This is a genomic window from Synechococcus sp. R65.1 (genome assembly GCF_047461755.1).
In the GTDB taxonomy this organism is placed as follows: domain Bacteria; phylum Cyanobacteriota; class Cyanobacteriia; order Thermostichales; family Thermostichaceae; genus Thermostichus.
Window position 1 is genome coordinate 24,987 of the sequence record NZ_JANSHU010000019.1, and the last position, 19,246, is coordinate 44,232.

Annotated in this window: 15 protein-coding genes; 5 read left to right on the forward strand and 10 right to left on the reverse strand. The window is 60.6% G+C overall.

All coding sequences use genetic code 11. The features are described from left to right. Positions 1–495: 495 nt before the first annotated feature. From NW814_RS08715 to NW814_RS08730, 4 genes are all read right to left on the reverse strand, one after another. On the reverse strand, positions 496–1,983 hold the full coding sequence (locus tag NW814_RS08715; protein ID WP_414405983.1) for a DUF2157 domain-containing protein: 1,488 nt from the start codon (positions 1,981–1,983) through the stop codon (positions 496–498). Between the two features lie 17 nt (positions 1,984–2,000). Then, positions 2,001–2,753: a phosphoribosylaminoimidazolesuccinocarboxamide synthase gene (purC, locus tag NW814_RS08720; RefSeq protein ID WP_414405984.1), complete on the reverse strand. Its 753-nt coding sequence runs from the start codon at positions 2,751–2,753 to the stop codon at positions 2,001–2,003. A gap of 9 nt (positions 2,754–2,762) precedes the next feature. Next, the gene (locus tag NW814_RS08725) at positions 2,763–4,169 is read right to left on the reverse strand and encodes a sugar transferase (protein ID WP_414405985.1); all 1,407 of its coding nucleotides are present in this window, start codon (positions 4,167–4,169) and stop codon (positions 2,763–2,765) included. Between the two features lie 142 nt (positions 4,170–4,311). Next, positions 4,312–6,036, reverse strand: a complete 1,725-nt coding sequence (locus NW814_RS08730) for an electron transfer flavoprotein (protein WP_414405986.1) — start codon at positions 6,034–6,036, stop codon at positions 4,312–4,314. Positions 6,037–6,396: 360 nt separating this feature from the next. On the opposite strand from NW814_RS08730, the gene NW814_RS08735 reads away from it, so the two are divergent. After that, entirely contained in the window at positions 6,397–7,818 is a 1,422-nt protein-coding gene (locus NW814_RS08735) for a DUF2079 domain-containing protein (protein WP_414405987.1), read from the forward strand. 148 nt (positions 7,819–7,966) lie between these two features. Beyond that, positions 7,967–8,443 (forward strand): bis(5'-nucleosyl)-tetraphosphatase, encoded by a 477-nt coding sequence (locus tag NW814_RS08740; protein WP_414405988.1) that lies wholly within the window; start codon positions 7,967–7,969, stop codon positions 8,441–8,443. A 20-nt stretch (positions 8,444–8,463) separates the two neighbouring features. On the opposite strand, the gene NW814_RS08745 is transcribed toward NW814_RS08740, so the two are convergent. The 4 genes from NW814_RS08745 to mrdA form a co-directional block, all read right to left on the reverse strand. Then, complete coding sequence (locus tag NW814_RS08745; protein ID WP_414405989.1) at positions 8,464–9,375, reverse strand: hypothetical protein; 912 nt, start codon at positions 9,373–9,375, stop codon at positions 8,464–8,466. Between the two features lie 168 nt (positions 9,376–9,543). After that, positions 9,544–10,725 (reverse strand): pyridoxal phosphate-dependent aminotransferase, encoded by a 1,182-nt coding sequence (locus tag NW814_RS08750; RefSeq protein WP_414405990.1) that lies wholly within the window; start codon positions 10,723–10,725, stop codon positions 9,544–9,546. Between the two features lie 60 nt (positions 10,726–10,785). Then, positions 10,786–11,094: an HU family DNA-binding protein gene (locus NW814_RS08755; RefSeq protein ID WP_414393879.1), complete on the reverse strand. Its 309-nt coding sequence runs from the start codon at positions 11,092–11,094 to the stop codon at positions 10,786–10,788. 280 nt (positions 11,095–11,374) lie between these two features. Then, entirely contained in the window at positions 11,375–13,267 is a 1,893-nt protein-coding gene (mrdA, locus tag NW814_RS08760) for a penicillin-binding protein 2 (protein WP_414405991.1), read from the reverse strand. A 148-nt stretch (positions 13,268–13,415) separates the two neighbouring features. Between mrdA and NW814_RS08765 the strand changes: the two genes are divergently transcribed. Beyond that, positions 13,416–14,630, forward strand: coding sequence for a lipopolysaccharide biosynthesis protein (locus NW814_RS08765; protein WP_414405992.1), 1,215 nt, complete (start codon positions 13,416–13,418; stop codon positions 14,628–14,630). Positions 14,631–14,750: 120 nt separating this feature from the next. Further along, positions 14,751–16,043 carry a serpin family protein gene (locus tag NW814_RS08770; protein ID WP_414405993.1) on the forward strand — a complete coding sequence of 431 codons (1,293 nt, stop codon included), beginning with the start codon at positions 14,751–14,753 and terminating at the stop codon, positions 16,041–16,043. Positions 16,044–16,046: 3 nt separating this feature from the next. Here the strand turns inward: NW814_RS08770 and NW814_RS08775 are convergent, their stop codons facing one another. Both NW814_RS08775 and NW814_RS08780 read right to left on the reverse strand, forming a co-directional pair. Continuing rightward, a complete protein-coding gene (locus tag NW814_RS08775) occupies positions 16,047–17,828 on the reverse strand; it encodes an NFACT family protein (protein ID WP_414405994.1) in 1,782 nt (593 codons plus the stop codon). 82 nt (positions 17,829–17,910) lie between these two features. Beyond that, the gene (locus NW814_RS08780; protein WP_414405995.1) at positions 17,911–18,480 is read right to left on the reverse strand and encodes a DUF3727 domain-containing protein; all 570 of its coding nucleotides are present in this window, start codon (positions 18,478–18,480) and stop codon (positions 17,911–17,913) included. Positions 18,481–18,635: 155 nt separating this feature from the next. Here NW814_RS08780 and NW814_RS08785 point away from each other — a divergent pair. After that, positions 18,636–19,246: SNF2-related protein (locus tag NW814_RS08785; RefSeq protein ID WP_414405996.1), on the forward strand; the 611-nt coding region annotated here is incomplete at its 3' end.

Consider the following 19,246-nt stretch of genomic DNA (forward strand, 5'->3'; position numbering starts at 1 on the left):
TTCCATAAGGACCCTGGAGATTGCTCCAAATGGTGGCTGGAATCTCTGGCTGCAAAGGAACAGCGGGGCTGGGTGGCGGAGCCTGCAGCCTCATCGACTGCAACCTCATGGGCCGAGGGCAGGGGAGCGTGGGCAACGGTCTTGGAGAGGGGAGAATGGGGATCTGGCGGAACAGCTCATCGATGGCCTCAGTTTCGGGAACAGGGGAGGGCGCGGGTTCTGGAGTCCTGGGCCTTGCTGGCACAGCCGGCCTTGGAGCTTGCGCTACCGGAAAGTGCCCCCAAAACAGATCTCTACCAGAGGCAATCGAGGAAGGGCCATAGCTCCAGAAACCAAAAGAGACTAGAGCCAGTATACCTAGGCCCAGGCCTGTTTTTTTCATTGACGTTCTCCAAGAAACTTTCTACCAACAAAGACTTTTCAGAGAAGAGTAAGTTCCCTAAGTGTCGCGATTTATTGACTCTTGAGCTCCTGAGAAAGCCAAAGGAAAGATTCCTAGGCATTGAAGATACGTCTCTCAAACTTCAGCCCCAGCCAGATCACGCCGATCCCACAGACCACCAGCACTGCCGATTTGGTCATCAGGTTGGTCTGGTACTCGAAAAAGCGGGTCAGCACCACCAAGGTCAGGCCCAATAGCCCCTGCCAGAAGCGGCTCCGCCGCCCCTGCTGCAGCCCTTCCCAGCAGAGCACCACCGACAATCCCACGAGCAAAAGGGTCACGATCCAGGGAGCAAAGAAGGCCAAGGCTACCTTTGCGGTTAGGTTCAAAGGCAGGGCGCTGCGGATCCCCAGCAAAAGCACCAAGGCAACCAGAGAAATCAGAACAGCAGCATCCTTCAGCCAAGACGAAACGGGCTGGGATCTCTTCTCCTGCCAACCCTGCCACCAGCCCCAGCCCGTCAGCAGCAGCAACCCCACTGCCGACAAGCTCGCCCAGGGATCCCCAACGTTCCAGAGGGGATCCTCGGAAAGATCGACCCACGTCCCGACAAAGCTCCAGACATAGAGCAGGACACCCAGCCCCAGCAGAGCCAAGTTCTGGGCTGTCGGGGCCAAATCCAAGCCTTGCTCCAGCTCGCCGGGAAGCTCTGGATCCCTTCCTTCAGTTAAAACCCGGCTTAGCCAAGGCTTATGGCGTTGGTGCCACAGACCCAACCCCCACACAACTGCAACACCAAGCAGATGCAAAAGGGTTAAACCTTGGAAAGAGCTGCCCAAACGCTCGGCTAACCCTTGCAACGCCAGGCCAAAGTTCACCACGGCCAGGGCAAAAACCCAGCGAGAGCAACACCAATAGGCCAGAGGAACCAGCAGGCCCAGGGTCAACCAAGGATAGAGGAAGTTGACAGTCCCCCAATCCACGAAGTCGGCTACCATCCCCAAGCCCAGCAGAAGGCAGGCCAGTACACCACTGGGGCTGTGACGCAAGCCGTAGGCCATGGCCAAACCGCCCATCCCCCAGGCCCAAAACAGGCCTGCCGCGGATCCGCCAAGCTGAACCCACTGCGCCATCAGGTCAATACAGGCTCCCAGGGTCAGTTCACCAGCTATCAGCAGGGCGCTGCCCAGCCGTCGGGATCCCTGCTGCCAAACCTGGAAGCCAGCCACCTGCAGCCCTACCATGAGGGCCAAGCACCCCCAGGCTCTTGCCCAGCGGGGAATGGCAGCCCAGTTGGCCGCCACAAAGGAGATCACCCCTAGGCCCACCAGAACTGCGCCAAACAGCAGCAGCACCAGGGCAAATCGCCCGCCGGCTGAGCGTTGCAAACTCTCCAGTTGGTAATACTCCCGCAGGCGATCCCGTTGGGCAGGTTCGATCAACCCCTGCTCCACCCAGGCATCCAGCAGGTCGGCCAGTTGGCGGCGGAAACGCTCGCCGGGGTAAGGGGGGCGGGGAGAGGTCATGGCGGGATCCCGACAAGCGAAAGGAGGCTCGGGCGTTAAAGGAGTGGGATCGCTGAGGCGATTATAGTCCCTCACCCCTGGCTCCTCTCCCTCTAGGAGAGAAGGAATTGGGATCCCACTGCCTGAAGCACCCGCTGCAACACCTCTTGATAGCCAGCTACTGGATCCCCCAGATCAAAGCGAAAGAGATCCTTGTCCAGCACTCGCGGCTCGGATCCCTCCAGATCCCACAGGCGGCAGGTGTCGGGGCTAATTTCGTCCGCTAGCCAGATCTGCCCTTCCTCGTCCAAGCCAAACTCCAACTTAAAGTCCACCAGCTCCAGCCGGCAGCGCCTCCAGAAGTCGCGAAGGTGAGTGTTGACTGCCAAAGCCAGGGATCCCAACACCTCCACTTGCTCCGGCGTGGCCAACTGCAATAGGCGGATGTGATCTGGGGTCACCAAGGGATCCCCCAGGGCGTCGTTTTTGTAATAGAACTCCACCAGTGGTGGCTCGATGGGAAGGCCCCGCTCCAGGCCCAGGCGCTTGCAGAGGCTGCCGGCAGCACGGTTGCGCACCACCACTTCCAAAGGCAGGATGTGCAAGGCTCGCACCTGCATCTCGGTGGGGCCGGTTTGGGCCAGAAAGTGGTTGCGGATGCCCTGCCGCGCCAGGTAGGCAAACACCCGGCTAGAGACGGTGCAGTTGACCTCCCCCTTGCCGGCGATAGATCCCCGCTTTTGGGCATTAAAAGCCGTGGCGTCGTCTTTGTACTGACAGAGGTAAACCTGGGGATCGGCGGTGCGGTAGACCCGTTTGGCTTTGCCCTCGTAGAGGAGCTCTTGGGGCGTGGGCAAGTTGGACATGAGCAACCCCTAATATCCGTTCAACCGTCCGCGGATCCCTTGCCAGAGGGTGATGGCCAGGATGCGCAGATCCAGCCACAGAGACCAGTTTTGTACATAGTAGAGATCATACTGGGTGCGGCGGGCAATGCTGGTGTCTCCCCGCAGGCCGTGGATCTGGGCCCAGCCGGTAAGGCCGCTTTTCACCAAGTGCCGATCCGGATACTTGGGGATCTCCTGGCTAAACTGCTCCACGAAGTAGGGCCGCTCGGGGCGAGGGCCCACCAGGCTCATTTCCCCCTTCAAAACGTTCCAAAGCTGGGGAAGCTCGTCCAGATTGGTGCGGCGCAAAAAGGCTCCTATCTTGGTTCGGCGCGGATCCCCAGGGCGCGTCCAGCCCGGCTGGCCGGCTGCCTCAGCATCCACTCGCATGGTGCGGAACTTGGCAATCCAAAAGCGCCGCCCCTCCAAGCTTACCCGCTCCTGCCAATACAGGATGGGGCCAGGGCTGCTGCAGGCCACCAGCAGAGCGATGACCAGGAAGAGCGGGCTAAGCAACACCAGACCCAGGGAGGCCCCTAGGATATCTACAGCGCGCTTGAGGAAACGGTTGTGGGCATAGCGCAGAGGGGGCTGCCGCAGCGTCAGCAGCGGGATCCCATCCAGAGAGTGGAACTGGAGGTTAACGGTTAAGAAGCTGAGAAGCTCTGGCACCAGGCGCACTTGAACGGAGAGGGCTTGCAAGCTCAGCAAGAGGGGCGCAGAGGCCAACTGGGGCTGCCCAAACCACACCTCCTGGATCTCAGGGTGAGCCTGTACATAGGCCACCAGATGAGCGGGCTCAAGCCGCTCCAGCTTCTGCAGAGGCCCCGGCTCTGGCGCCGAGGGATCCCCAGCCACGGCCCAAGCCTTGATCTCGAACCCCAAGGCCGGACAGCGCTCTAGCCGCTCCAGCACCTCGGCCAAAAGCAGTCCGGATCCCACCCAGATGACCCGTCGCCTCCCCTGACCGCGGGCGTATAGCCAGCCCATGCCCAGCCGCAGCGCTGCCCGCATTACTGTCAAGCCGAGCAGAGCTAGTAGGCCAGCATAGCCCACCACCAAGCGCGACAGCGAGACGGAGCGCACGAAGAAGGCCCCTGCCAGCACCAGGCCAAAGGTCACCCCCAGCCCCAGCAGCAAGCTGGCCCATTCTTCAAAGCGAGATAGGCGCTTTGATTCGCCGTATCCTCCCAAACCGGCCTGAACGCCCCAGTAGCTGAGAACGGTCAGCAACCCCAAGCCAGCGTAAACATCCCACGGCAAAAGTTGGTGAGGGCCTAGGCTGCGCAGCCAGTAAGCTGCCCCGAAGGCCAGCCAAATACAGAGCCCATCCCCAAAACAGGCCAAGGGCACCCACAGGTGGTGCGGATCTAGGCTCAGGGTGTAGCTACCCAAAAAGGGCCCCGTCCTCCTCCAAGAGGACTGCCTCTGGCTAAAGGGATTGGCCAAGAACTGTCTCCTCTAGAGTCCAGACTGGGATTCTAGTGGTTGGCCGTCCCAACTGGCCAGAGAGCTGCCCTAGCCAACCTAGAGGACACTACAGCCCGTAGAAATCGGGGCCGGATCCCTCGTAGCTGGGGTTAACCCGCAAGTTGAGATAGGGGCAGACAATCTCGCAGGTGCGGCACTGGATGCAGTTTTCCAAAGCCATGGCGTGGGAGCGGAGGCCGTTGCGTTCCCGGATGTGGTGGACTTCTGCCGGGCAATCGGCCACGCAGGGGGTAGGGCGGTTAAGTTTGTCGTAGGTGGCAATGCACTGGCGGCAGGTGTCGGCGCTAAACTCGAGAATATGGCGGTTGCCTTCGGGGTAGCGGGGATCCGCAAAAAAGACGGCCTCGGATCGCGAGAAATAGCCCGCTCGAGTGGTCAATGTTTCGGGATCCACAACGCTGGGGGCCACCAAGTCCGCCTGGATGGCGGCATGGGGGGCCACATATCCCCGTGGGGGTGGCTCGCTGGCGCTGACCCGTCCCGTCAGCAGGGTATAGGCACGCAGGAGTTCCCTGCCGCGACGCACGGGATCCTGCAGGCCCCAGCGCAGGGATCCCAGCCAAGGGTGGCCGGCATCCACGCTGCGGCAGATCTGGGGCAGGTACGCTTCCAGCAGACGGGAGTTTTCCAAAAAGGCCTCCCGGAAGTAGCGGCTACGGTAGAGATCTTGGCCAACGGAGCTCTCCATCACCGCCTTTTGGTAGGCCTCTTGGATCCGCAGATCTCCTTTCAAGAAGCCGTCGTGAATGAGGCCCGCTGCTAGGTAGCCGGTCTCCATGGCGTTGTTGATCCCGGCCAGGCTGCCCACATCCAGCACCCCCAGGGCATCGCCCAAGAGCAAGGCCCCTTCGACGCCAAAGCGGGTGGGCAAGCTGTAGTAGCCCCCTTCGGGAATGACAGCCGCCCCGTACTTGAGCAACTTGCCGCCAGCAATCAGGGACTGGATCCAGGGGTGGGCTTTGAACTCCTGCAGGCGCTGCTGCGGGTTGAGGTTGGGATTTTTGCTGTCGAGGCCAATGATGAGGCCCAGAGCCAGGCGGTTATCTTTGAGACCATAGACAAAGCCGCCGCCAAAGCTGCCATCCAAAACGGGGTAGCCCAGGGTATGCCACACCTGCCCCTGCAGTGAGCCAGGAATCTGCCACAGCTCCTTGACCCCCACTGACCACAGTTGCGGGCGGGGGCGCAGGTGAAATCTTTCGATCAGATCCTTAGAGATAAACCCCTTGTCGCCAAAACAAGTGAGCTCGGCAAAGACACAGTCTTCATAAACCTGGCCGGAGTCGCTCACCCGAACCCCAATGACTCGCTCCCCCTCATAGAGGATCTCATGGGCGGCAAAGCCAGGGAATACGTCCAGGGTGACGTTGGGGATCCCTTTAGCCTTTTCTTGTAGGGTTTCGGCTAGCCAGCGAATGACATGGCTGAGGGTGAGGATGAGCTGCCCCTGTTTGCGCAACCCCTTTGGGATCACTGCCTCTGGCAAGTCCCACCGTTCCTGGGATCCCAATATGCTCAGGTGGCTCACCTCCACCCGCCCCTCGTGGGGAAATCCTTGGCTCTCAAAATCCGGGAAAAGCTTGGCAATCACCTGGGGGTTGCAGATAGCGCCACTGACAATGTGCCCACCAAATTGCCGGGCTTTTTCCAAAATGGCAATGGAGATTTTAAGCCCAGAGAGCTTGGCCAGATCCAGAAGGCGATGGGCCAGGATTAGGTTCGAGCAGCTCCCCCCCACCAAAAGCAGGTCGTAGCGAATGGCTTCACCCATGCAGAATTCCCACCCAGCGGCTTTGGATACCCTGCCTGTATCCTAAAGAGAGGCGGTGGAAAGAAAGCAAAACTTTAGACCTTCTCAAGCTTCTGCGCTGCCTCCACAGCCGAGACAATGGCCAACTCTCCTTCTCATCGGTGGACGGTCGCGGTGCCTCTTCTAGCAAGACTGTCGGGGTTTTTGCCTCGGACTTCGGGCCAAGCTGTCTGCACTGCCGTCTGGGTTCAAGCAATCCCTAGCTTTTGCGATAGCAACACGGCTTCGGCTGGGCAGAACCGACAGTTCGTTGGCAGCAACTGGATCTGCTCCGGTGGGATCCCCCAGTCTTGGCGGATGTCGAAGAATCGTCCTCTGCCTATGTCTATGTTGGCAATGCTGCTCTGCGCCTTCTTGGCTCTTTTGAGCTGCAGCGTTGTGCGACATCACTTATTTCAGTCGGGCGGCTACGACCTCGGAATTTTTGACCAATCAATTTATCTAATTAGCCGTGGAGAAGTTCCTTTTTCCACCATCCGCGGGATCCACATCCTCGGAGATCATGCGGCCTTCATCCTATATCCCATCAGTTTCTTGTACCGCATTGTCCCCTCGGTTTATTGGCTGTTCGGCATCCAATCTCTGGCGCTAACTTTGGGAGCGCTGGCCGTTTACCATCTTGCGCTCCGGGCCGAGATTGATCCGGGGAAGGCGAAGACCATTGCCGCCGCCTATCTTCTCTACCCGGCTATCTTTAACGCCAACCTTTTTGATTTTCACCCAGAAGTGTTGGCCGTTCCCCTTTTTTTGGCAACTATACTCTGCATTCGCTCTGCCAACCTGTGGGGGTTCTTGCTGTGCCTGAGCGGTATCCTTGGCTGCAAAGCGGTGCTGTCTCTCAATGTTGTTGCCCTGGGAGTTTGGCTACTGCTTTTCGAAAGCAGGCGAATCCAGAAGCGCCGGCAACAGCGCTGCCAGGTGGCCGGCTGGGTGGCCGTAGCCTTAGGTTCAGCCTGGTTTGGCATAGCCACTTTTTGGGTTATCCCTCACTTCAGCGGCAGCGAGCCGGCGGCCATCTCCCACTATAGCTATTTGGGCAGCTCTGTTTCTGAGATCATCCAAAACTTGGTGCTCAAGCCAACATTAGTCCTGGGCAAATTCTTCTCTCTCGATACCCTATTCTATGGATTTTTGTTGATTATCCCCGTGGCCTGGGGGCTTTCTTGGCGCCACTGGGATCCCTGGATCCCTGCTCTGCCAACTTTGGGGCTGAACATTCTCTCCAGCAATCCTGCCTATCGGGATCTGGTGCACCAGTATGCGCTGCCTGTTGTCCCCTTCTTATTTCTGGCTATTATTGAAAGGATGAAAACGCCTTGCTTTCAAGCTCGTTTTGCCAAGAAAGCGGCCCTGACCTGGTCGCTGCTGGCTTTTCTGGCTCTGGGCAAATACACTTTTTTCGGATCCATCTATCTCCAGTCCCTCGACACTTGGCAGGCCACTCGAGAGGCCCTTGCCCAGATCACCACTCAAGGGGGCGTTCTCACCACCCATGAGATCTGCCCCCACCTCACCCACCGGCGGGTTATTTACTTTACCGACGAAAGCCGCTTTAAGGGATCCCCCCCTGACCAATGGGATCCCTTTGATTATGTGCTACTGAACAGCCGCCATCCGGGATGGCGCAGCAGCCTAGAGTTCTCCCATGCTCTGATCCGAGCTTTACAAAATGAAGCCTCGTTTCGACTGCTCTACCATCGCGATGGGGTGTACCTGTTCTCCAGGCTACGGGAAAAACCTTAGGCTTAGCCTGCTGCTCTCAGGGGCCAAGAAGCTCAGCTCAGAATCCCGAACCCCACCGACCAAGAAGAGGGTGGGGAGACGAGCAGCTGACATCCTCCCTGTTTGCTGAGGCCTAGGATTTGGGGGGCAGGAAAGCTAGAATCTTTTCATGCTGACGGACGCTGCCTACGGCGTGATCCCGGTGCTTCCTCTGCCACCTGCCCAGGGATCCCATCTCTATCTGCTCATTCAGCACCAAAAGGGGCACTGGGCCTTCCCCAAAGGACACAAAGATGAGGGTGAGAGCGAGCTGGCGGCAGCCCAGCGGGAGCTGCGCGAGGAAACCGGCCTGACCGAGTATCACTTTCTAGTGTTGCCGGGCCAGTCCGAGCCTCTATCGCTGCAGGAGGTTTACACCTTCACCGATTCCGCAGGGAATGCCGTAGCCAAGACCGTTACCTACTACGTCGCTCTCCTGCCAACCCAGTTCCCTCCCCCTGAGCTACAGGTTCAACCAGAGGAGGTGGCTGCCTACCGCTGGTGCTCCTACGCCGAAGCTTTGGAACAAATGACCTTTGAAGAAAGCCGCCAGCTTCTACGCCGCTGCCAAGCTTATCTAGAAGAGCTGTGGGGAGGCCAAAGGTGATTGCAACTCAACGGCCCAAGCTACTGCTCGACAATCGTGACGTTAAAGCCCTGATTTTTCAAGGTCTCGGCATGGTAGCGGGCATATTCTAGTTGTGCAAAGGCTGCTACCTGTACAAACTTTTGGCCGTTCACCTCTTTAACAAAGGCGTCACGGGCAATGCGGCGAGCCTGCGCCAAGCTCTCCTCCCCAGAGTAGGTGGTCAGCACCAAGAAAGTGCCCTCGCCGCGGTTTGGCCCCAGCGAGTCGGGATCGCTGCCGGTCAAAGGTACCGCCCGGGGCAGCTTGTCTTGGGAGGGACGCTCCAGGCTAGCTGCCAATTTCTCCACCCATGTCTCCTGGCTGGGAGGAGTTTGCAGGCCATCCAGCGGGTTGGGGACATTTTCAAGGGGCTCAACTTGCAGTTCCTCCACCGAAGGAGTGGTCAACCCCAGCGCTAACTCAGGGGGAGTCACCCCACCTGAATACGACTCTTCCCCCACCTCGGGAATCAGGGGTAGCTGGGCCAAGTCCACCAAAGCAAGTTTCTTTTCAGCTTTGGGCAGCGACAGATCCTCTGGCCAGAGTAGCCAGCGCACCCCAAAGCCAATCCCCACCCAAGAGAGCACCCAAACCAGCAAAGCCGCCAGGGGCGAAACTCCTCTAGAAGGGCGGGGCACTTCTTCTTCCTCTAAATCTTCCACCACCTCTTGGATCAGCACAGGCAAAGGACGGTGGGTGGGAAGGCTGCTAGCGGACTGGCTCCCCCGCAGCCGTGAGATGGACTCCCGGCGCTGTAAACGCGGCCAGAGACGGAAATGTTTCCCTTCTTTGGGCGGATCCAGATGCAGACGGCTAGGGACTTCCGAAAGCGTTCGTTGGGGCGTCAGCTGCGTTTTCTGAGGCGGCGGCAGGGGCTGAGTAGGATCTGAGTGAAGTGGAGAAAAGTCCATAGATAACCTACCCTCCCTCGCTTAGGAACCAGTATGCAAAGCCAACCTCACACTCTAGCCGTTGACAGCTTGACAGCAGGACTGGGGCAAGGGACAGAGACAACGCCATTAATACCATGCCACAGAGCTGAGGCCGGCCTCTAGAGCTTGGCCCCAAAGAAGCCCCTATCAGTCAATGGGTGCTATAGGAGAGAGATTTTCCAGGATCTCCCAACAGGCCGAGAGCAGGCGCTCTTGCTCCGGCAGAGTTCTTAGGCCAATACGCAGATAGCGATCCCCCAGCTCTGGGAAGCTTAGGCAATCCCGCACCAGGATGCGGTACTGCCGCAGCAGCTGTTCTTGAAGCTGCGTGGCGGAGAGGGGGCAGCGCACCAGCACAAAATTGGCTTGGCTGGGCCAGGGATCCCAACCGGGCAGCGCCTGCAGACCTCTGAGCAGATGCTCGCGGGCCCTGGGCAACCACATCAAGGTGCGCTGGCGAAAGTCCGCGTCAGCCAAAGCCGCTGCCGCCGCCACTGCCGCCAAGCCATTGACGCTCCAGGGATCCCGCCACTGCCGCCAGCGTCGCCAGCGCTCCGGATGGCCCACTGCAAACCCAATGCGCAACCCGGGTAAAGTAAAAAACTTGGTCAGCGAGCGAATGACAAGGGTGTTAGGGTGGGCCTCTAGGTAGGGGATCAAGGTTTGGCTGCGGGGCAAAGGGGCCACTGACCCGCTGGGGCAAGCAGCTGCAGCGCAGAGATCAATTGGATCTTGCGGCGCGTCTCCCGGGAGAAAGTCCATAAAAGCCTCATCCACCACCACCTGCTCAAAGTGGGGTAGAAGAGGCAGAATGGCCTCCCGCGGGATCAGCTGGCCCGTCGGGTTGTGGGGATTGTTTAGCCAGAGCACCCGGCCTCTCTTGTTGCCAGGGATCCCTTCTGGCAGCAAAGCGGCAGTGGGCGATCCCGAACAAGACAGCCAATCCAGCGGCTTGATCACGGCACCTGCTGCCCGCAGTGCCCGCTCATAGTCGCCAAAAGCGGGACGGGGCAGCCATACCTCCAGCCCCTGCGCCTCCCGAGCAGCCCAGGTCAGCAATTCCGCCGCCCCGTTGCCGACAAAAATCCACTCCGGGTCGACTGACCAGCGCTGCGCCAAACAAGCGCGTAGCTCTCGATAGTCGGGATCCGGGTAGCAGCTGATGGCAACTGGGTCCGGTGCCGCCAGCGCTCGAACTAGGGCTTGCACAACCGACGGCGGCGGGCCCAGGGGGTTGAGGCTGGCGGAAAAATCCACAATAGCCTCAACCGGGCAACCAGCAATCGCTGCTGCCCAAGCTCGGTGGCCACCATGTCGAGGCCGTTGCACGCTAATCCCCTCAGGACTCCCTCCCGCCTATGCGAACGGGACTTAGCCTAACCCAGCGGTTCAAGACCTGTGGCCAGCTGCCACTGCATCGCGAAAAGCTTTGCCGGCAGTGAAAGTGGGGACAACGCTGGCGGGAATCACCATCTTCTCGTTGGTTTTCGGGTTGCGGCCTTCCCGTTCTTTGCGCTTGCGGGCCTCAAAGGAACCAAAGCCCACCAGGGTGACCTTTCCTTTGGGTTCTCCGTTTTCATCGCGGGAGGCAACTTCTTCCACGATGATCTCCAAGGCTGCCGTCAAGACAGCCTCAGCCTCTTTTTTGGTTACGTTAGCGCGATGAGCGACGGCTTCCACAAGCTCTGCCTTGTTCATCCTGGTCTCCTCAATGAGCTGCTCAGAGAAGTTGTGGCTGTAGGAGCAGGGCTAGCCTTGTGCCAGGGCACAGCCGCTGCCGACGATAGGATTGTAGCCATTTGGCTCCAAATCACTGACCTATTTTACAGCCAACTTAGGCTAGAAGCCGGCTAGAGAAGGAGCTTAGGGACTCCCTCGTGCTAACCCAATCGAGGAGCAGAGCAGAATTTTTTGAACACAAAGGTAGCACTGAGATCATGCTAATGCTCTCCTAGCAAAGGGTGGAGCTGGGGTATCACTAGTTGCTTTGGAAGTAGGCCCGCATCACCTCGCGGAAGATCGGGGCTGCCCGGGATCCACCCCCGCCGCCACTGTTTTCTAGAAAAACCACGACCACCAACTCAGGCCGATCGTAGGGAGCGTAGCCGACAAACCAGGCGTGGGAGCGCCGCGGCGGATCCTCAGCGGTGCCAGTTTTGCCTGCTACGGGAGGAAAGCCTGGGCCCAGGTTGGCGTTGCCGCCGGTGCCGTAAACTACCACATCCCGCAACCCCTGCTGCAGGATCTGCAGGGTGGCAGGGGAGAGGCCCACCTTCTGTCGCAGGGGCACAGGGCTTTCCGGGATCACCTGCTGGGAGAGCAAGGGACGAACCCGCCAGCCACCGTTGGCTACCGCTGCCGTCACCACTGCCATCTGCAGCGGCGTGGCGGTGACAAATCCTTGCCCGATGGACATGTTGACCGTATCGCCCACGTACCAAGACTCCCGCCAGTGGCGCTGTTTCCACGCGGCATCGGGCACCAGCCCAGCAGCTTCCCCTTTGAGGCCAATCCCGGTAGGCTGGCCTAACCCAAAGCGGCGCGACCATTCTTGCAAGGGGGCGGCCTTGGTGCCTAGAGCAATTTGGTAGAAAAAGGTGTCGCTGCTGTAGGCTATCGCCTGACGGTAGTTCAGCCGCCCGAAGCCGACGCGGTTCCATTCCCAGAAGCGCCACCCGCCTACGCTAATGTAGGGAGCCGTCTGCAGCACCGTATCGGGAGGGAAGACCCCCGATTCAATCCCGGCGGCAGTGGTGATGATTTTGTAGGTGCTAGCAGGGGGATAGGGCCGCAGGGCGCGGTTGAGGAAGGGAAAATCCTGCTTTTGCAGGCTCTCCCACTGCGCTTGGGTGATGCGGCCAGAAAAGAGGTTGGGATCAAAGGTGGGATAGCTGGCCATAGCCAGGATCGAGCCGTCGCGGGGATCCATGGCGACCACTGCTCCTTTCTGCTGGCCCAGGGCTCGCTCTGCCGCCTGCTGCAGTCGCACGTCCAGCGTCAGCTGCAGGGTTTTGCCCGGCTGAGGAGGCTGTTCGCCTAGCACCCGCAGCACCTTTCCCACGGCGTCCACCTCCACCTGGCGCCCACCCCCCTGGCCGCGCAGATGGCTCTCAAACAGTTCCTCCACCCCCATCAGGCCGACAATGTCCCCCAGGCGATAGCTGGGATCGGCTCGCAGCTGCTCTGGGGGGATCTCGCCAGTGTAGCCCAGCAGGTGGGCAGCCAAGCTGCCGTGGGGATAGAAGCGTACCGTCTCCGCCTCCACCATCACCCCTGGAAGTTCCCGGCTTCTCTCCTCCAGCCGAGTTACCACCTCGGGGCTGGCGTTGCGCAGGATGCGCACAGGGAATGGGGAGCGATAACCTGCTTGCTCCAGTTTTTGGGCAATTTCTTTGGGGTCCAGGTTTAGGTACTGAGCCAGCTTGGGGATCGTCTCCTGCCAACCCTGCCGCGACTGCACCAACGGCCAGAGAAAGACCGAGTAGGACAGTTGACTACCGGCCAGCAACACGCCGTTGCGATCGACAATGCGTCCCCGCTCCGGCGGCTGGGGCAACAGGCGAATGCGGTTGGTGTCGGCCAACTGGCGGTAGTACTGGGCACGCACCAGTTGCAGGTAGGCCAGCCGCGATCCCAGTCCTCCCCACAGCAACCCGCTAGCCAGCAAGAGCAAGGCAAGGGCTCGATAGCCTTGGCCTACTGTTTTGGCCGGGGGGGATCCCAGGCAAGGGGGGCTAGGGGACGGCGGTGGGGGAAGGACTTGTCGCAGTACGGCCGGCTTGGAGTGGGGGGAAAACAAGGCTTGAGGCTTCCGCTCCCCTAAGGCGCTGGAGCTGGGTGGGGCAGGAGCAACAGGGTAAAGTTTGGCCATGAAAAACTGCCGGAAAAAGAATGGGAGCCGACCTTGGGGCCCGCTGATGCAGCTAGGCGGACAGCCTCAGCATCTACTCAGTATCTCTAGCTTTGGCAGGCCTCGTCCAGGAAAAGCAAGGCACCGACTGCGCCAGGCAGCCTGGCTGATGCTGGGCAATGGCCTGCGCTTAGGGTTGTCTGGAGCCTATTTCGTCCTGTTGGCGCGGCTGTTGGGCCCAGAAGCATTTGGGGTGTTCTCCGCCATCTTGGCCTGCAGCAATCTAGCTGCCCCCTTTGGCTATTGGGGCCAGTCAGAACTTCTGATCCAGCGCCTGAGCGGCCGAGGAGCCGCAGCATCTGCCCAGGAGATCGCTCCCAGCTTGTGGCTGGTCGGACTGGGCTGCGGCGGGATAGTGCTGCTGTTAACACCTCTGCTGAGCCTTTGGCTGGTCGGGATCTCCCCCCTTGAGGTGGGCATCCTGCTGGGGAGCGACCTGCTGTTTATTGCCCTCCCCGAAGTGTACAGGGGGATCCTCATTGGGCAAGAGCAAGTTGCCGGGGTAGCCTTCATCGACACCGGCATGGCCCTAGGGCGGGTTAGCGCCGTGCTGCTGGCGATGGTTTTGGGCTGGGGATCCCTGACCCAATGGGCTATCCTCTACGGGCTAATGGTGTTGGCAGTGCTGGGGGCAATGAGCTGGAGGATGCGGCGGTGGTGCGCTCCTTCTCTTGCGGCTCTGGACTGGCAAGAGGTAGGGCCACGGCTGAGAGCAGGTTGGGACTTTGCCGTAGGGCTGGCTGCGGCAAAAACCTTCGCCGACCTAGACAAGCTGCTTTTGCCTCGCCTGGCCTCGAGCGCAACAGGGGGGCTCTACAGCGCCGCCTACCGGGTCATCAACTTCTCGCAAACGCCGATGATTGCGCTGCTCACTAGCCACTTTGCCGAGCTGTGCCGCCAGGGTCAGCAGGGCCTGCCGCAGGGCTGCCGCTACGCCCGCCAGCTTTTCCCCTGGGTGGTCGGCTATGGCAGCTTGGCTACTCTGGGGGTGGCCCTGGGATCCTACGGGATTCCTTGGCTGCTGGGATCCGCCTACCAAGAGACAGCTCTCATCCTGCGCTGGCTTAGTCCCGTCATTTTGCTAGAAGGGCTCCACCTGCTGCTGTCTCATCTGCTCACTGGCGCTGGCCTGCAAAAGCTGCGAAGCCGCCGACAACTGGCAGCCCTAGTCCTGAATGGAGCTTTGAACGGGATCTGGATCCCGGCGTGGGGGTGGCGAGGGGCAGCCCTGGCCACCTTGCTCTCGGAAGTGACCTTGGTGCTGGCTCTGCTGCTGCTAATCCGACGGGAATTGGGCCGCACCGCTGTCGCGAACGAGGACTAGAGGAAAGCCTTGGCCAGTTTGGCCGGGATCTCCTCAAGCGCAGCCACAACGGCCAGTTTGGGCAGGAGCCCTCCACCCCTAGCCCGATACCATAGCCTCAGAGTCGTTCCCCAGCCAAGAATGAGCAGATTCTCGGCAAGCCAGATCCCGCTTTTGGTTCTGTTTGGCCTGTTGCTCTTGGGCCTTTGGCCCACGCACGGGATGGGATCCCAGGAAACCCCTCTGCGGCTCCCGTTCCAGCCGACCGTGACCTACGGGGAAGGGTATGGAGAAGAGGCGGTGGCCCAGCAAGCCCAAAGTCGCTTTGCGCTAAAACTCTTCGATCACTTGCTCCGGCAGCAGCCGCGAGAGAACCTTTTTTTCTCCCCCTTGAGCATTCGCCTAGCCTTGAGCCTGCTGTACAACGGCGCTGCTGGAGAGACCCAAGCGGCAATGGCCAAGGTCCTGGAGGCCCAGGAACTCTCCCTCAATGAGTTGAACTGGACCCAGGCTCAGATGGTGCGCTGGCTGGCGGAAAGATCGCAAACAGCAGGGCCAATCCAGGTGCAAATGGCCAACGGTCTTTGGGTCGATACCACCCTCACCTTGCGGCCTCCCTTTTTGCAAGCCCTGGCTACCTATTACCAAGCAGTGGCCAATCGGGTGGAGCTGGGATCCCCTCAAACGGTGCAGGCCATCAACCGTTGGGTAGCCGAGCGCACCCAGGGCAAGATTGACCGCCTTGTGGACCGCCTCGGCCGTGAAGACAGGATGGTTTTGCTCAACGCCATCTATTTCAGGGGAAAGTGGACCCAGCCCTTCGATCCGGCCCTGACAGAGCCCCAGCCCTTCACCCGCCCGGATGGCAGCCGTGTCCAAGTGCCGATGATGGCCCAATCCGGCCGCTACGGCTACCGGGAGACCAAGCAGCTCCAGGTGGTGCGCCTGCCCTATGGGGAAGGGGAGCTGGCCCTGCTGATCCTGCTGCCGAAACCGGGAGTAAGCTTAGAAGCCCTGCGGCAGGAGCTCAGCCCAGAAACGTGGCAAGAATGGACGGGATCCCTGCCCACCCGCCCCGGCTCGGTGCGGATCCCCAAGCTTAAGCTGGCCTACGAGACCGATCTGGGGCCGGCTTTGCAGCAGTTGGGCCTGGGGATCGCCTTTTCCCGTCGGGCCGATTTCAGCCAGATGACCCCAGAGCCGACACGGGTCAGCAGAGTCTTGCACAAGGCGGCCCTCGAAGTCAACGAAGAGGGATCCGAGGCGGCAGCCGCCACCGGCGTGCTTGTCTCGCGCACCGCTCTCGACCGGCAAGAGCCCTTCCAATTCGTAGCGGATCGCCCCTTCTGGTTGGCCATTGTGGCCTCGGGATCCGGCGGCAACCCGGCGGCTCAAACGCTGCTGTTTATGGGATCCGTAGTAGACCCGAAGTAGAGGCTACAACAGGGCTGGGAGGCTTTCCACAAGCAACTGAGCGCGGCTGGGGCGCCCCCACAGCACCTGCTCGTGCTTGTAGACCACCATTCCGGGGGGGGATCCCTTGGGCTTAAAGACGCATTTGGGGCGGGTATAGACCACAGGCACCTGCTCGCTGAAGCGGCCGCGGCTAAAATAGGCCGCCAAGTCGGCAGCCGCTTGGAGATCTTCGCTTTCGGCCACCGCCCCTGGAGGCAGGCGCAACAGCACATGGCTGCCCGGGATCTCCTGGGCATGGAACCACCAGTCCTGGTCTTGGGCGACGCGAAAGGTCAGCCGCTCATTTTGCCAGTTGTTGCGCCCCACCCAGATAGAAAAGCCACTGGGGCTAGTGAAGCGATAGGGGTTGAAGCTGGCTGAGGAGGCCCGCCTAGATCCCTCTAGCCGGCTGGGGCTTTCTAGGTAGCCTTGCTGAATCAGCTCCGCCTCAATTTCCTGGAGGACGGCCAAGTCCTGGGGCTCGCGGTAGGCTTCTAGCTGCTGCAGGGACGCTTCCACCTGCTCTAGGTAGCGGATCTCTTGCGCTACAGCTTCTAGCAAAGGTCGGACGGCCTCCTGGGCTCGCTTTTGTTTGCGGTGCTTGCGGTAGTAGGCCTGGGCGTTGAGAACAGCGTTTTTCTCCGGATCCAGGGGGATCTTGACCCTCTGGCCGCTGGCAAAATCCGGCAGCTCAATCGAGCTCAGCCCTGGCCGCCAGAGGTGGAGATGGGCCATGAGGAGATCGGCAGCCTGCTTGGAGGCTTCGGCCTGGGCCGAGTCGGCCAACATCTTCTCAAAGTGCTCGCGCCGCTGGCGGAGTTTTTTCAGCAGGGCAGCTAGCTTTTGCCCCAGACGCTGCCGCTCCCGCTCAAAGCGTTCGCGGTTGAGCTGGGCTTGGTAGTAGGTTTCTAGGAGCTGGTGCAAGTTGGGCTGAACGGGATCCCCGCTGGAGCCCCCCCAGCCGAGAACAGTGTACCCCTGGGGGGTGAGTGCCGGCTCAAACCGGCCTGTTTCCAGCCGAGCCAGCCAGTCCTGCCACCAAAAAAACAGGGCCTGCCACTCCTGGGGCGAGAGTTGGTTGCTGGGGGTTTGGGGTGGGATCCCGGCCTGCAGGCACATCGCCTCTGCCAAATGCCGGCTGAGGCCACGGTAGCCGCGCAGCAGCCGTTGACTGATGGGGCCAGGGATCAAGGCAAGGCGCTCCTGCCACTGGGAGAAGGGCTCGGCTTGGTGCGGGATGGGATCGCTGAGGGCAGGGGGAGCTTCGTAAAGTAGACCCGGCTGCACGGGGCGGACCCGCGACTGCCGCTCGCTGACCCCGTGGCCACAGGCCAAGATCACGCCCCCCTCGTCCACCAGGATGGCATTGCTGTACTTGCCCATGACTTCGAGATAAAGGTGGCGTTGGGGGGGATCCCCAGGGCGAGGGCCAAAGCGAAAGTCAATCACCCGCTCCCACTCGTCCAGCAGCGCCAGCTCTGTCAAGGCCAAGCCCCGCAGGTGCCGCTGCAGGTGTTGGCCAAATGGGAAGTCCTCTGCCTCCTTGGGGGGAGCCTGACAGAGGTGAACTCGGGCCGCCTGGGGATGCCAAGACAGGAGCAAGCAAGGCCGGGCCGTGAGGGTGCGCAGGCCAATCACCACTGTCCAGAGATCCGTCTGCTGGATCCACTCCACGCGGGCAGGCAGCAAGGGATCCCCGCCGGCCTCAGCCCGTTTGAGATCCGCCAGCACCGCCCGGAGGGTGGTCAGGTCAACCGGTTGCATCCCTGCTGCTCCTTAGGGCGAGCTAAAGTCTAGGCGCCCTGCCACCGCCAGCGGCTCAAAGCCGCAGGGAGAGAGGCGTCACCTACTCCTCATCCTCGCCCGCCTCGTCTAGATCCAAGAGCAGCGCACTAAGCTGATTGAAAAGAGCAGGAGAGTCCTCTGGATCCAGCAGGTAGGGATCCCCCTCGTCGGGCAGGGCGACGTAAATGAGCGGCGGCTCAAGGGGCGTAAAGACGCCGTACTGTTTGTCCTGGTGGAAGAAAGTAGCCAACAGTTGGAACTCCTGGGCTTCCTCCTCGCTTTCGCCCAGCTCAAACACATCTTCCTCTTCCACGGGGGGCAGCTCTCCCTGCACCGTCAGGATGTCAAAGCCGTTTTGCTGCAGGGTCAGGTTCAACTCCCCCAAAACCGCTTGGAGGGTGGGGAGAGCCGCCTGGAGCTCCTCGGGATCCGGCTCATCCAGGATCCCTTCCATCTCTGCATCTCCATTCTGCCCGGCCTCCTCCTCCCACACCAGCACTTTGATGACGGCATCCAGGGGGGTGGCCAAGGCATAGACCTGATCCTCAATGACCACCCGTCTTAGCACCTCGCACTTGAGAGGCTGGTTTTGCTCGTCGCGGAGCTCCAGGGTTTCGCAAGACTTAGCCATGGAAAACAGCCCAGATTGACATCCTCCCCACCCTCCTGGCTTGCCAAAGCCCACTGCCCACCCAGGCAAACCCGTAGCAGTAGGGCGAGGCTTCTTCTTGATTCTACTGGGACAACAGCTAGTTTAAGCTTGTTCCGTGGCGCCTTTTGGGTTCCATGCAGCCTGGCTCAGTTGTTCGCTTTCGCCACCGCGAGTGGGTGGTGCTCCCGGGGGATACCGAGGAAGTCCTGGTGCTCCGGCCCCTGACTGGCACCCCTGAGGAGGGGGTTCACGTCCACCGGCGGCTTATGCATCTGGTGGGAGGTACCCTGCCCTTTGAGCGGGTTACCCCTGCCTCATTTCCCCTGCCAAGTGCCAGAAATGTTTCCGACGCTACAAGCACTTACCTTCTCTGGCAGGCTGCCCGGCTAATCCTACGGGAGGGAGCCACCCCCTTCCGCTCCCTGGGCCGCATCTCCATCCGTCCACGGGTGTACCAGTTTGTGCCGCTGCTCATGGCCCTGCGCCTAGATCCGGTGCGGCTGTTGATTGCCGACGACGTGGGGGTAGGCAAAACCATTGAGGCCCTGCTGATAGCCAGAGAGCTTTGGGATCGCGGCGAGATCCGACGCCTTTGCGTCCTGTGTCCCCCTTACCTCTGCGAGCAGTGGGCCAGTGAGCTGGCGGAAAAGTTTAACCTGGAGCCCGTGATCCTCCGCTCGGGAACGGTGGGACAACTGGAGCGGAAAACCCCCCCTGGGCGCAGCCTCTACGAACACTTCCCTGT